Source organism: Zoogloea sp. (assembly GCF_041914405.1).
Taxonomy (GTDB): Bacteria; Pseudomonadota; Gammaproteobacteria; order Burkholderiales; family Rhodocyclaceae; genus Zoogloea.
This window is the reverse complement of record NZ_JAYSDK010000025.1, coordinates 23,738-35,869: the sequence shown is the minus strand read 5'-3', so window position 1 is coordinate 35,869 and position 12,132 is coordinate 23,738. Positions and strand designations below refer to the sequence as shown.

Below are 12,132 nucleotides of genomic sequence, written 5' to 3'. Positions count from 1 at the left end.
GATTGGATTGTACACGTCATGGCGATCACCGATTGGCCGGCCGACGAACGCCCGCGAGAGCGCCTGCTGGCGCACGGTGCGGCAGCCCTGTCGGACGCAGAACTGCTGGCCCTGTTCCTGCGCGTCGGCATCCGCGGCAAGAGCGCGGTCGATCTCGCCCGCGACCTGCTTAAGCACTTTGGCGGCCTGTCGGCCCTGTGCAACGCCTCCGCCACCGCCTTCTCGGCCATTCCCGGCATGGGCCCAGCCAAATATGCACAGTTGCAGGCTGTCCTTGAGTTGTCACGGCGGGCCCTCGGCGAAGAAATGGCCAGACGTGACGTGCTCGATTCGCCCTCAGCTGTGCGGGACTGGCTGCGCCTTAAACTCGGGCAACTACCCCACGAAGTCTTCATGATCCTGCTCCTCGATGCCCAGAACCGCGTGATGGCATGCGAAGAGCTGTTCCGCGGCACGCTCACACAGACTTCGGTCTATCCCCGGGAAGTCGTCAAGCTGGTCCTCCAACGCAATGCCGCTGCAGTCATCCTGGCCCACAATCATCCGTCGGGCATCAGCGAGCCCAGCGCGGCCGACCAGGCCCTGACCCGCAGTCTCAGCCAGGCCCTATCCCTTGTCGACGTGCGGGTGCTGGACCACTTCATCGTCGCCGGCAACGCCCCACCGCTATCCTTCGCCGAACGCGGGCTGGCGTTACGCTGAACACTCGGAGCGCGCAGATCGACACGTCGAAGGTACCAAAGTATTGATTTGAGTACACATAGTTGTCTATAATCGACGGTCTTATCGAATCAAACCAGTTTGGAGCAACAAATGGCTCGCGTTTGCCAAGTGACCGGAAAAGCACCGATGGTGGGCAACAACGTTTCCCACGCGAACAACAAGACCAAGCGCCGCTTCCTGCCGAACCTGCAAAACCGCAAGTTCTGGAGCGAGGCTGAAAACCGCTGGGTGCGCCTGCGCGTATCCAACGCAGCCCTGCGCACGATTGACAAGAAGGGCATCGACGCCGTCGTCGCCGAGCTGCGCGCTCGCGGCGAAAAGGTCTAAGCCTTTTTAACCAGGAGATAAATCGAAATGGCAAAAGGCGGCCGCGAAAAGATCAAGCTCGAGTCCACTGCTGGCACCGGGCACTTCTACACCACGTCCAAGAACAAGCGCACCACCCCGAACAAGCTGGAATTCAACAAGTACGATCCTGTTGCCCGCAAGCACGTGCCGTACAAGGAAGTGAAACTTAAGTAATTGCTTCCGGCACGCGATTACCGCTTGTTGCACAGTCAAAAAACCCGCTCTTGAGCGGGTTTTTTGTTGCCGTTTTTCCGGCGCCCCTTTCTTACCCCTTACCCACCGCACACCCCGCTGTCGCCTTTCGTACAATACGCATCAAAAATGTGCGAAACCCTGTCGTTGGCGCACCACTCGACAGCATGCAATTACCAATAAGGACTCATCGGTGACTGCATATCCACGAGAGGCTATTTCAACCCGAATTAGACATACGCCAATTCATCCTGCGAAAACCCCAGAATAGGCGCCACAAAAAAAGAAACCGCCGATGCGCTTTCACGCATCGGCGGTCCAGGTCACGACGTCGGAGCGATTAACTCCAACAGGTCGGGAGCATCAAGCGCGCTGGATGTTCGACGCTTGCTTGCCCTTCGGGCCCTGGGTAACTTCGAATTGGACCTTCTCCCCCTCTTTCAGCGACTTGAAGCCGTTCATGTTGATTGCGGAGAAGTGGGCGAACAAGTCTTCGCTACCGTCATCCGGCGTAATGAAGCCGAAACCCTTGGCGTCGTTGAACCACTTAACAGTACCAGTTGCCATATTGCAAATTCCTTCTTGATTTCAGTAATACGTTCCGGACATCCAGCGTGCAATCGAGCCAAGACAAGCAAGAACTTTCGAAGGCATATATTCATATGCGCGACGCGAACCCGTCACCTAAAACTTGGCGCGAACACAGTTTTGCTTTTACGTGACTTGATTGACGTCGTCAACGCATTTATGAACCGGCACGGTTGTTGCAATACAGCATTCGAGCGGGCCTTATTTGTCACGTTTAATCCCACCCAGGAATAAAACCCTGTTTTTTTCGTGACTTAATTCCCTCTTGCAGCGCACCACGAAACGGCCGATGCGCTGCCCCAGGTTCCCTGGATGAGCGTGCAGGGTGGCTCTTGCACAATCATCGGGGTTGTTTAGAATGGTTCGCATGGTCATCAAAAAGCAGGAAGAGTCGGTCCTTGATACAGAGGTCACGCGGGTCAAGCCGCCACCGCTGTTCAAAGTCATGCTCCTTAACGACGATTTCACCCCGATGGATTTCGTGGTGACCGTGATTCAGAAATTCTTTGGGATGGACCGCGAACAAGCCACGCGGATCATGCTCAAAGTGCACAGAGAGGGCGTTGGTGTATGCGGAGTCTTCCCGCGGGACATCGCAGCCACCAAGGTCGAGCAGGTCATCGCGTACGCACGCCAGAACCAGCATCCCTTGGCTTGCGTCATGGAGGAAAACTGAAATGATCGCGCAAGAGCTTGAAGTCAGTCTGCACATGGCCTTTGTCGAAGCCCGGCAGAAGCGCCATGAGTTCATCACCGTGGAGCACCTCCTGCTTGCGCTCCTCGACAACCCTTCCGCTGCTGAGGTGCTGCGCGCCTGCGCCGCCAAGACCGACGAGCTGCGCAAGGAACTGACGAACTTCGTCAATGAGCACACGCCGAAAGTGGAAGGCACCGAGGACATCGACACCCAGCCGACCCTCGGCTTCCAGCGGGTCATCCAGCGGGCCATCCTTCACGTGCAGTCGTCCGGCAAGAAGGAAGTCACCGGCGCCAACGTGCTGGTGGCGATCTTCGGCGAGAAGGACTCCCACGCCGTGTACTTCCTCCAGCGGCAGAACATCTCCCGCCTGGATGTGGTGAATTTCATTTCCCATGGCATCACCAAGACGCCGCAGCAGGGTGCCAACCCGTCGCGTCCGTCGGGTGACTCCGAACAGGGCGAGCAGGAACAGGAAGGCGCAAGCCCCGGCGGCGCCCTCGACAACTACACGCAGAACCTCAATCAGCAGGCCTTGCTCGGCAAGATCGACCCGCTGATCGGCCGCGAGAAGGAAGTCGAACGCGTCATCCAGACCCTGTGTCGCCGCCGCAAGAACAACCCGCTGCTGGTCGGAGAAGCCGGTGTCGGTAAGACCGCGATCGCCGAAGGCCTCGCACGCCGCATCGTCGAAGGGCGCATCCCGGACATCCTGGCCGACGCCCAGGTCTACGCCCTAGACATGGGCGCCCTGCTTGCCGGCACCAAGTACCGCGGCGATTTCGAGCAGCGCCTGAAGGCTGTATTGAAGCAACTGGTCGAACACCCGAATGCGATCCTCTTCATCGACGAGATCCATACGCTGATCGGCGCCGGCGCGGCTTCGGGTGGCACCCTAGATGCATCGAACCTGCTGAAGCCGGCCCTCTCGTCCGGGCAACTCAAGTGCATCGGTGCCACCACCTACACCGAGTTCCGCCAGATCTTCGAAAAGGATCATGCGCTGTCGCGGCGCTTCCAGAAGGTGGACGTCGTCGAGCCATCGGTGCCGGAAACCGTCGAGATCCTCAAGGGCCTCAAGTCGCGCTTCGAGCAGCACCACGGCATCAAGTACTCCGCCTCGGCGCTGTCCAGTGCGGCAGAGCTGTCGGCACGCTACATCAATGACCGTCACCTGCCCGACAAAGCCATCGACGTCATCGACGAAGCCGGTGCCGCCCAGCGCATCCTGCCAAAGTCGCGCCAAAAGAAACTCATCGGCAAGGCCGAGATCGAGGAGATCGTCGCCAAGATCGCCCGTATCCCGCCACGCAGCGTCTCCAACGACGACCGCGCCTCACTGAAGACGCTCGAACGGGACCTGAAGAACGTCGTGTTCGGCCAGGATGCAGCCATCGAGGCTCTCGGCAAGGCCATCAAGATGTCCCGTTCAGGCCTCGGCAATCCGCAAAAGCCGATCGGGTCCTTCCTGTTCAGCGGCCCGACTGGCGTCGGCAAGACCGAAGTCGCCCGCCAGCTCGCCTACACGCTGGGCATCGAGCTGGTGCGCTTCGACATGTCCGAGTATATGGAGCGCCATGCGGTGTCCCGCCTGATCGGCGCCCCGCCGGGCTACGTCGGCTTCGACCAGGGCGGCCTGCTTACCGAGCAGGTCACCAAGAAGCCGCATTGCGTGCTGCTTCTCGACGAGATCGAAAAGGCCCACCCGGACATCTACAACATCCTGCTGCAGGTGATGGACCACGGCACCCTGACCGACAACAACGGGCGCCAGGCGGACTTCCGCAACACCATCATCATCATGACCACCAATGCCGGCGCAGAAACCATGCAAAAGGCAGTCATCGGCTTCTCTGCGAAGCGCGAGCAGGGTGACGAGATGTCCGACATCAAGCGCCTGTTCACGCCGGAGTTCCGCAACCGCCTTGACGCGATCATCTCCTTCAAGAACCTGGACCACGACATCATCACCCGCGTGGTCGAGAAGTTCCTGATGCAGCTGGAAGCTCAGCTGCACGAGAAGAAGGTCGAAGCCCACTTTACCGACAAGCTGCGCGACTGGCTCGGCGAGAAGGGTTTCGATCCACTGATGGGCGCCCGCCCGATGGCCCGCCTGATTCAGGACACCATCCGCTCGGCACTGGCCGACGAGCTGCTGTTCGGCCGTCTGGCCAACGGCGGCACGGTCACCATCGACCTGGACGCAGATGGCAAGGTGAAACTCGTGTTCGAGGAAATGGCGGAAGCTACGGTATAGTTTTTCCAACTGAGCTTTGCACCTTTGACGGGCGGCTGAGAGGCCGCCCGTTTTCATTTCACCGCTCTGATGGAGTCAACATGGAATTCCAGACCACCGATCTCTGCGACGCCAACGAAGGCAAGGTCCGCGCAGTCGCCCCAATGTTCCGCAGCTTTGGCGGCAAAACCCGTTTCGCCGGCCCGATCCGCACCCTGAAGGTCTTCGAGGACAACGCCCTCGTGCGCTCGACACTCGACACTCCGGGTAACGGCAACGTGCTGGTCGTGGACGCCGGCGGCTCCCTGCGCTGTGCGATGCTGGGCGATCAGCTCGCCCTGCTGGGCGTCAAGAACGGCTGGGCCGGCGTAATCATGTATGGCTGCATTCGTGACTCGGGCCCGATCGCCGGAATGGACATCGGCGTTTTCGCACTGGCCACCCACCCGATGAAGAGCGTCAAGAAGGGTGCCGGCGACGTGGACATTCCCGTCACTTTCGGCGGCGTAACCTTCGTTCCCGGACAGTGGTTATACGCTGACGAGGACGGGGTGATCCTGTCGGAAACCCCATTGCTGTAAACCCGTAGAAGGGACCGCAGCGCAGCGAGGCTTCATTTCACAATCGCCGACACCGTTTCACCATACAAAAAACGGGGCACAAGCCCCTGTTTTTTTGAATAAATTTATTTCTTATATCTTATATAAGACCTATTGCTGCCATGCACGATCATGCCTATACTTTCACTCACTGATCGACGTTTCCGAAGCGCTCCAAAGCCTACGGCAGCAGGATCAAGCGGCTCAGGAGTGAGCGCGAAGCACAGCCCGCAAGAGCAGACTTCCGCACCCCGGCTTCCCCTCCCCACTTGGTTAGAAAAGGATTACGTATGTCTCTGACTCGCGAACAGCAAATCGCCGCTCTGGAAAAAGACTGGGCCGAAAACCCCCGCTGGAAGGGCGTCAAGCGTGGTTACTCCGCCGCTGACGTCGTGCGCCTGCGTGGCAGCCTGCAGCCTGAGTACACCCTGGCCCAGCGCGGCGCCAAGGTCCTGTGGGATAAGGTGAACGGCGGCGCAAAGAAGGGCTACGTCAATGCTTTCGGCGCCATCACCGCCGGTCAAGCCATGCAACAGGCCAAGGCTGGCCTGGAAGCCGTGTATCTGTCCGGCTGGCAAGTTGCTGCCGACGGCAACACCTCCGAAACCATGTACCCGGACCAGTCGCTGTACGCCTACGACTCCGTGCCGACCATGGTTCGCCGCATCAACAACACCTTCAAGCGCGCTGACGAAATCCAGTGGTCGCGTGGCATCAACCCGGGCGACAAGGACTTCATCGACTACTTCCTGCCGATCGTTGCCGACGCTGAAGCCGGTTTCGGCGGCGTGCTGAACGCCTTCGAACTGATGAAGAACATGATCGCCGCCGGTGCTGCCGGTGTTCACTTCGAAGACCAGCTGGCTGCTGCCAAGAAGTGCGGCCACATGGGTGGCAAGGTGCTCGTCCCGACCCGCGAAGCCATCGAAAAGCTGATCTCCGCTCGTTTCGCCGCTGACGTCATGGGCGTTCCGACCCTGATCCTGGCCCGTACCGATGCCGAAGCTGCCAACCTGATCACCTCCGACTACGACGAGAACGACAAGCCGTTCCTGACCGGCGAGCGCACCCAGGAAGGTTTCTTCCGCGTCAAGAACGGTCTGGAGCAGTCCATCTCCCGCGGCGTGGCTTACGCTCCGTACGCTGATCTGGTCTGGTGTGAAACCGGCGTGCCCGACATCGGCTTCGCCCGCGAATTCGCCCAAGCCGTGCTGGCCGCCTGCCCGGGCAAGCTGCTGTCCTACAACTGCTCGCCGTCCTTCAACTGGAAGAAGAACCTCAACGACTCGCAGATCGCCTCCTTCCAGGAAGAGCTGTCCGCGCTGGGCTACAAGTACCAGTTCATCACCCTGGCTGGTATCCACGTCAACTGGTACAACACCTTCAAGTTCGCCCACGCTTACGCTCGCGGCGAAGGCATGAAGCACTACGTTGAAATGGTTCAGGAGCCGGAATTCGCTGCTCGCGAACAGGGCTACACCTTCGTGTCCCACCAGCAAGAAGTGGGTACCGGTTACTTCGACGACGTGACCACCGTGATCCAGGGCGGCTCCTCCTCCGTGAAGGCCCTGACAGGCTCCACCGAAGAAGAACAGTTCCACTAAGAAATCCGGTTGCCGGCATCCCTCGCCGGCACGCTTGGTTGAAAACCCCCGCGGGCTCACGCCCCGGGGGTTTTTCACGTTGGCGCCGGGCCGGAGCACGTTCATTCAGTAAAATGCCGAGGTTTCCTTCCACCGAAGTTCCCCATGCAATCCCTCTGGATGATCGTTGCCAGCCTGCTGTTCGCGTGCATGGGGGTGTGCGTCAAACTCGGCTCCGCACTGTTTTCCACCGGCGAACTGGTCTTCTACCGGGGGCTCGTGGGCCTGCTGATGATGATTGTCCTGTTGCGCCTGCAAGGCACGTCCTACGCTACCTCGCACTGGCGCCTGCAGTTGTCGCGCGGGCTGTCGGGCACCATCGCGTTGATGTGCTACTTCTTCTCACTCGGCATCCTGCCCCTCGCGACGGCCGTCACTCTCAACTATACCTCGCCACTGTTCGTCGCCCTGTTACTTGCCCTGTGGTTCAAGGAGCGCATCAGCCCCGCGCTGTTCGGCGCTGTCAGCCTGGGTTTTCTAGGCGTGGTCCTGCTGCTCAAGCCGACCCTGCAACCCAGCCAGTGGCCCGGGGCGCTGGGCGGCCTGGGGGCCGGTCTGATCGCCAGCCTGGCCTATGTCAACGTCCGCGAACTGGGGCGGGCCGGAGAGCCGGAGGCCCGCACGGTGTTGTGGTTCTCGCTGATCACCAGCCTCTTCGGCCTGACCTGGGCGCTGCTTGCCGGAGGACTGCATTCCATCTCGCTCGAAGGTGCGGCCATCCTGCTCGGCGTGGGCGGCTTCGGCGGCTGCGCCCAACTCGCAATGACCCGCGCCTACCGCTACGGCAAGACGCTGGTCTCGGCCAACCTCGCCTACAGCACGGTAGTCTTTTCCAGCCTGTTTGGCGTGCTGCTCTGGCAGGAGCACCTGCCGTGGACGTCGGTACTGGCCATCGTCATCATTATTTCCAGCGGCGTCCTGGTCTCACTGGCCTCCCGCAAACCCAACCCCGCGCTTGAGGCCGATTGAAGCGGGGCGCCGTCCGGCGCTACACTGCCACCATACTAGTCAGCCCAGAAAGGAAGCAGGCGATGATCACCACCGACAACAAGGACAGCCGCATCAACGTGACTGTCTTTGGCGAATTCACCCTGGCCGACTACAAGGAATTCGAAGAGCTCGTCAATTACAAGGTACAGTTCGAAGGCCCGGTCAGCCTGTTCTTCGACCTGCGCGAGATGACCGGCTTCACAGTAGACATGGCCCTCGAGGAGATCCGCTTTGCCCGTGCGCATGCGAACGACTTCGCACGCATTGCGATCGTCACCGACGACCAGTGGGTGACTTGGAGCGCCTGGCTGTCACAGATCTTCGTCAATGCCGACGTACGCGTCTTTGAAGACGCCGACGATGCCGAAGCCTGGATCAGCGGCATTCCGTCGCCGGTCGCCGACTGAGGATGCCTGGGGACATCGCCACCGTGCTACCGCTTTTCACGACGCTCATCACGGCGCAGGAACTGGCTGAGTCGGCTACGCCTGCATGGCGCATCTTCGATTGCCGTTTCGATCTACGCAACCCGGCCTTCGGACGACAAGCCTACGCCGACGGACACCTGCCGAACGCCCTCTTCCTCGACCTGGAAGAGGATCTGTCGGGCCCCTGCACCGGACACAATGGGCGCCATCCGCTGCCCGATCCGCAACTACTGGCCGACAAACTGGGCGCGCTCGGGGTTTCCAGCAACACGCAGGTCGTCGCCTACGACGACGTCGGCGGTATGTTCGCCGCTCGCCTTTGGTGGCTGCTGCGTTGGCTGGGCCATGATCGTGTCGCCGTGCTGAATGGGGGCCTGCAAGCCTGGACCGGGGGATGCCACCCACTCACCACCGTGCAGCCCGCCGTGGGGGAAGCACAAGCATTCCCCCTGAAGCGGCAGGACGCCATGAAGGTGGACGCTGACTACGTGCTCAGCCACCTGCACAGCCCGGAAATGCTGCTGATCGACGCCCGCGCGCCAGACCGCTTCCGCGGCGAGAACGAAACCCTCGACCCGGTCGGCGGGCACATCCCCGGCGCCCTCAACCGCTTCTTCAAGGACAACCTCAACGCCGACGGCTGTTTCAAGCAACTGTCTGAACTCCAGGAGGAGTTCGGCGCGTTGATCAAGGGTGGCGACGCCCACAACGTGGTGCTCCAATGCGGCTCAGGCGTCACAGCCTGTCACAACCTACTCGCCATGGAGGCTGTCGGCCTTGACGGCGCCAAGCTGTACGCCGGCTCCTGGAGCGAATGGTGCTCCGATCCGGCACGGCCGGTGGCAAGCGGTCCTGCCTGATCACGACGCCGGATCGGCTCGTCCCGGTTAAAATCATGGTTTTGCCTCCCGGCTGCACATCATGACCCAGGACGAACTCAAGCAACAGGCCGCGCTTCGCGCACTCGACTACGTTATCGAAGGCGAGGTGGTCGGCGTCGGCACGGGCTCGACGGCCAACTTCTTCATCGACGGCCTGGCCGCCCTGAAGGATCGCATCGCTGGCGCCGTGCCCTCCTCCGAGGCTTCGGCCCGCCGCCTGGCCGCCCACGGCATCCGCCTGCTCGACCTGAACGACGTCACCACCCTGCCGGTCTACATCGACGGCGCCGACGAAATCGACCACTCCCTCGCCATGATCAAGGGCGGTGGCGGCGCCCAGACCCGTGAGAAGATCGTCGCTGCCGTTGCCGGCAAGTTCATCTGCATCTGCGACGCCACCAAGCGCGTCGCCCAGCTCGGACGCTTCCCCCTGCCGGTTGAGGTCATCCCGATGGCCCGCGCCCAGGTCGCGCGCGAGCTCACCCGCCTCGGCGGCCGGCCGGCCCTCCGGGAAGGCTTCGTCACTGATAACGGCAACTTGATCCTCGACGTGCATGGTCTCGCCATCAGCGACCCGGTCGCCCTCGAGACCACCATCGACGGCATCGTCGGTGTCGTAACCAGCGGTCTTTTTGCCAAGCGCGGTGCCGACGTCCTGCTCCTGGCCACCGCCGAAGGCGTTCAAACCTTCGAACGGGCCTGACTGACACAAAAGAATCATATTTCCCTGTTAGCCTTCGGCAGTTTTCATTGCCTTCACCCACAGGACTTTCCATGACCGAGCACACCTCCAAGAAGTTTGATTCCGAGCTGGAAGGAATCCGCAACCGGGTTCTCCAGATGGGAGGCATGGTCGAACTGCAGATCGTGAAGGCAATGGAAGGCCTTGCCGAAGGTGATTTGCTGCTGATCGACCAGGTCATCGAGAATGACAACCGGGTCAACATCCTGGAAATCGAACTCGACGAGGCCTGCAATCAGGTCATCGCCAAGCGCCAGCCGACAGCGGTGGACCTGCGCATGATCAGCACCGTACAGAAGACCATCACCGACCTGGAGCGCATTGGCGACGAGGCCAAGAAAATTGCCAAGACCGCCAAGCAGCTCCACACCGGCGGCGCCGCCTTCATGCCGCAGATCCGCCTCGGGCACATTGCCGACGCGGTAGTGGACATGCTGCGCACCTCCCTGGACGCCTACGCCCGCCTCGACACCATCGCCGCAGCCCAGGTGGTGCGCCAGGACAAGGAGGTGGATGCCGAATTCAAAGGCATCATGCGCCAGCTCATCACTTACATGATGGAAGACCCGCGCACCATCTCCCAGGCCATCGAACTGATGTTCGTCGCCAAGTCGGTGGAGCGCATTGGCGACCACGCCAAGAACATTGCCGAGTATGTGGTGTACATGGTCAAGGGGCGCGACGTCCGCCACACCAGTCTCGAAGAGATCGAGCGCGAAGCCACCCGCTAAGCGCTGACGCAGGATCCTTCGCGGGCCCGGGGCGCCATTGCCCGGGCCCGCGAGCCATTTGGCGGCTCGCAAGCGCTCGGAGCAAGGAACGGACTGCTAAAATCCGTGCACTTCCCGCTCGCGGATCAACCACCGACACCATGCCGCTCAAGTTCGAACTCCTGCAGGCCGACGACTATTCCCGCTATCTGCTGCGCGGAAAAACAGACATCCTCTACAACCTGCGAGGACTTCTGCACAAGCGTGCAATGGTGAGCGCCTTCATCGACGCCAGCGCCGACTCCTTCCTGACGGCCATTCTGGCGATCACCCCGGACGAGCGCCACCTGATCCTGGACTCGACGAACGACGAAGCCATCAACCGGCGGGTTGCCTCGGCGGAACAGCTCATCTGCGTCACCCAGCTCGACAAGGTCAAGATTCAGTTTGCCGCACGCCAGATCGAGCGCTTTCCATTCGAGGGGCATGAAGCCTTCCGGGTCCCCCTGCCGGACGTCCTGCTGCGCCTGCAACGACGCGAGTATTTCCGCCTGACAACACCGAGCCAGCAAGGTCTGTCGTGCCTCATTCCGGTCGGAGAGGCGGAAGGCGACAAGGTGGTCTCGATGGAGGCCAATGTGCTCGACATCAGTGGCGGCGGACTGGCGATCGTGATCCCGCCCAATGGCGTGCAGTTTGCCGCCGACATGGAGTTCCACGATTGTCGCCTGATGCTGCCGGAGACCGGTCCGATCGCAGCCTCCCTGCGCGTACGCAACGTGTTCCGCATCACCAACCGGGATGGCAGCGTCACCGTGCGTGCGGGCTGCGAATTCATCAACCTGGCCAGCAACATGGCGTCTACCATCCAGCGTTACATCCTGAAGGCTGAACGCGAGCGCAATGCCCGCGAACGACAGCACTTCTGATGGCATGAACGAACAAAAATATAGCCGGCATTGCCGGCTATATTTTTGTTCGTTCCGTGGAACCCTGAGGCTACACTGACATATTCATGATGTCCTGGTAGGCCGTGACCAGCTTGTTGCGAACCTGCACCATCTGCTGGAAGGACAGGTTGGCTTTTTGCAGATTGACCATGACGTCCTGCAGATTGACATTCGGGTCCCCCGAGGAAAACCCCTTGGCCATTTCCTGGGCTTGCATCTGGGCAGAACTCACCTGGTCGATTGCGCTCTGTAGAACCTGACCGAAATCCGTTTCACCAGCGGCACTCGGCGCCTGGGCAGGCTTCCCCGACGCCACTTGGGAAGTGGCGCGCAGCTCCGACAACATCTGATCGATTCCGCGGGTATCCATGGTTCGGCTCCTTTTTCTCCACTATAGCAGAGCAA

15 protein-coding genes are annotated in these 12,132 nt (G+C 60.8%); 13 read left to right on the top strand and 2 right to left on the bottom strand.

The window, feature by feature from the left end:
• Positions 1 to 18: 18 nt before the first annotated feature.
• The 3 genes from radC to rpmG all read left to right on the top strand — a co-directional run bounded on the left by radC (position 19) and on the right by rpmG (position 1,245).
• Positions 19 to 702: a DNA repair protein RadC gene (gene radC / locus ACE3RX_RS15290; RefSeq protein ID WP_374485509.1), complete on the top strand. Its 684-nt coding sequence runs from the start codon at positions 19 to 21 to the stop codon at positions 700 to 702.
• Positions 703 to 813: 111 nt separating this feature from the next.
• Positions 814 to 1,050: a 50S ribosomal protein L28 gene (rpmB, locus tag ACE3RX_RS15285; protein ID WP_079433361.1), complete on the top strand. Its 237-nt coding sequence runs from the start codon at positions 814 to 816 to the stop codon at positions 1,048 to 1,050.
• Positions 1,051 to 1,077: 27 nt separating this feature from the next.
• A complete protein-coding gene (gene rpmG / locus ACE3RX_RS15280; RefSeq protein ID WP_015434855.1) occupies positions 1,078 to 1,245 on the top strand; it encodes a 50S ribosomal protein L33 in 168 nt (55 codons plus the stop codon).
• 381 nt (positions 1,246 to 1,626) lie between these two features.
• Here rpmG and ACE3RX_RS15275 read toward each other — a convergent pair whose 3' ends face one another.
• Positions 1,627 to 1,830 carry a cold-shock protein gene (locus tag ACE3RX_RS15275; RefSeq protein ID WP_079433360.1) on the bottom strand — a complete coding sequence of 68 codons (204 nt, stop codon included), beginning with the start codon at positions 1,828 to 1,830 and terminating at the stop codon, positions 1,627 to 1,629.
• Positions 1,831 to 2,218: 388 nt separating this feature from the next.
• Here ACE3RX_RS15275 and clpS point away from each other — a divergent pair, with 388 nt between their 5' ends.
• The 10 genes from clpS to ACE3RX_RS15225 all read left to right on the top strand — a co-directional run bounded on the left by clpS (position 2,219) and on the right by ACE3RX_RS15225 (position 11,706).
• Complete coding sequence (gene clpS / locus ACE3RX_RS15270; protein ID WP_374485506.1) at positions 2,219 to 2,527, top strand: ATP-dependent Clp protease adapter ClpS; 309 nt, start codon at positions 2,219 to 2,221, stop codon at positions 2,525 to 2,527.
• 1 nt (position 2,528) lies between these two features.
• The gene (gene clpA / locus ACE3RX_RS15265) at positions 2,529 to 4,805 is read left to right on the top strand and encodes an ATP-dependent Clp protease ATP-binding subunit ClpA (RefSeq protein WP_374485504.1); all 2,277 of its coding nucleotides are present in this window, start codon (positions 2,529 to 2,531) and stop codon (positions 4,803 to 4,805) included.
• An 80-nt stretch (positions 4,806 to 4,885) separates the two neighbouring features.
• Positions 4,886 to 5,365: a ribonuclease E activity regulator RraA gene (rraA, locus tag ACE3RX_RS15260; RefSeq protein ID WP_374485502.1), complete on the top strand. Its 480-nt coding sequence runs from the start codon at positions 4,886 to 4,888 to the stop codon at positions 5,363 to 5,365.
• A gap of 308 nt (positions 5,366 to 5,673) precedes the next feature.
• Positions 5,674 to 6,987, top strand: coding sequence for an isocitrate lyase (aceA, locus tag ACE3RX_RS15255; RefSeq protein WP_374485500.1), 1,314 nt, complete (start codon positions 5,674 to 5,676; stop codon positions 6,985 to 6,987).
• Positions 6,988 to 7,131: 144 nt separating this feature from the next.
• Positions 7,132 to 7,995, top strand: coding sequence for a DMT family transporter (locus tag ACE3RX_RS15250; RefSeq protein ID WP_374485498.1), 864 nt, complete (start codon positions 7,132 to 7,134; stop codon positions 7,993 to 7,995).
• A gap of 62 nt (positions 7,996 to 8,057) precedes the next feature.
• Positions 8,058 to 8,423, top strand: a complete 366-nt coding sequence (locus ACE3RX_RS15245; RefSeq protein WP_374485496.1) for an STAS/SEC14 domain-containing protein — start codon at positions 8,058 to 8,060, stop codon at positions 8,421 to 8,423.
• 2 nt (positions 8,424 to 8,425) lie between these two features.
• Positions 8,426 to 9,304 carry a sulfurtransferase gene (locus tag ACE3RX_RS15240; protein WP_374485494.1) on the top strand — a complete coding sequence of 293 codons (879 nt, stop codon included), beginning with the start codon at positions 8,426 to 8,428 and terminating at the stop codon, positions 9,302 to 9,304.
• A gap of 61 nt (positions 9,305 to 9,365) precedes the next feature.
• On the top strand, positions 9,366 to 10,028 hold the full coding sequence (rpiA, locus tag ACE3RX_RS15235; protein WP_374485492.1) for a ribose-5-phosphate isomerase RpiA: 663 nt from the start codon (positions 9,366 to 9,368) through the stop codon (positions 10,026 to 10,028).
• A 71-nt stretch (positions 10,029 to 10,099) separates the two neighbouring features.
• Positions 10,100 to 10,798 (top strand): phosphate signaling complex protein PhoU, encoded by a 699-nt coding sequence (gene phoU, locus ACE3RX_RS15230; RefSeq protein WP_374485490.1) that lies wholly within the window; start codon positions 10,100 to 10,102, stop codon positions 10,796 to 10,798.
• 140 nt (positions 10,799 to 10,938) lie between these two features.
• A complete protein-coding gene (locus ACE3RX_RS15225) occupies positions 10,939 to 11,706 on the top strand; it encodes a flagellar brake protein (RefSeq protein ID WP_374485488.1) in 768 nt (255 codons plus the stop codon).
• A gap of 70 nt (positions 11,707 to 11,776) precedes the next feature.
• Here ACE3RX_RS15225 and fliE read toward each other — a convergent pair whose 3' ends face one another.
• Positions 11,777 to 12,097 (bottom strand): flagellar hook-basal body complex protein FliE, encoded by a 321-nt coding sequence (fliE, locus tag ACE3RX_RS15220; RefSeq protein ID WP_374485485.1) that lies wholly within the window; start codon positions 12,095 to 12,097, stop codon positions 11,777 to 11,779.
• Between the last annotated feature and the right edge of the window lie 35 nt (positions 12,098 to 12,132).

Excerpts from the sequence above, each read along its gene's own strand:
- radC (WP_374485509.1), top strand. The coding sequence starts at position 19 with ATGGCGATCACCGATTGGCCGGCCGACGAACGCCCGCGAGAGCGCCTG.
- rpmB (WP_079433361.1), top strand. The coding sequence starts at position 814 with ATGGCTCGCGTTTGCCAAGTGACCGGAAAAGCACCGATGGTGGGCAAC.
- rpmG (WP_015434855.1), top strand. The coding sequence starts at position 1,078 with ATGGCAAAAGGCGGCCGCGAAAAGATCAAGCTCGAGTCCACTGCTGGC.
- ACE3RX_RS15275 (WP_079433360.1), bottom strand. The coding sequence starts at position 1,830 with ATGGCAACTGGTACTGTTAAGTGGTTCAACGACGCCAAGGGTTTCGGC.
- clpS (WP_374485506.1), top strand. The coding sequence starts at position 2,219 with ATGGTCATCAAAAAGCAGGAAGAGTCGGTCCTTGATACAGAGGTCACG.
- clpA (WP_374485504.1), top strand. The coding sequence starts at position 2,529 with ATGATCGCGCAAGAGCTTGAAGTCAGTCTGCACATGGCCTTTGTCGAA.
- rraA (WP_374485502.1), top strand. The coding sequence starts at position 4,886 with ATGGAATTCCAGACCACCGATCTCTGCGACGCCAACGAAGGCAAGGTC.
- aceA (WP_374485500.1), top strand. The coding sequence starts at position 5,674 with ATGTCTCTGACTCGCGAACAGCAAATCGCCGCTCTGGAAAAAGACTGG.
- ACE3RX_RS15250 (WP_374485498.1), top strand. The coding sequence starts at position 7,132 with ATGCAATCCCTCTGGATGATCGTTGCCAGCCTGCTGTTCGCGTGCATG.
- ACE3RX_RS15245 (WP_374485496.1), top strand. The coding sequence starts at position 8,058 with ATGATCACCACCGACAACAAGGACAGCCGCATCAACGTGACTGTCTTT.
- ACE3RX_RS15240 (WP_374485494.1), top strand. The coding sequence starts at position 8,426 with ATGCCTGGGGACATCGCCACCGTGCTACCGCTTTTCACGACGCTCATC.
- rpiA (WP_374485492.1), top strand. The coding sequence starts at position 9,366 with ATGACCCAGGACGAACTCAAGCAACAGGCCGCGCTTCGCGCACTCGAC.
- phoU (WP_374485490.1), top strand. The coding sequence starts at position 10,100 with ATGACCGAGCACACCTCCAAGAAGTTTGATTCCGAGCTGGAAGGAATC.
- ACE3RX_RS15225 (WP_374485488.1), top strand. The coding sequence starts at position 10,939 with ATGCCGCTCAAGTTCGAACTCCTGCAGGCCGACGACTATTCCCGCTAT.
- fliE (WP_374485485.1), bottom strand. The coding sequence starts at position 12,097 with ATGGATACCCGCGGAATCGATCAGATGTTGTCGGAGCTGCGCGCCACT.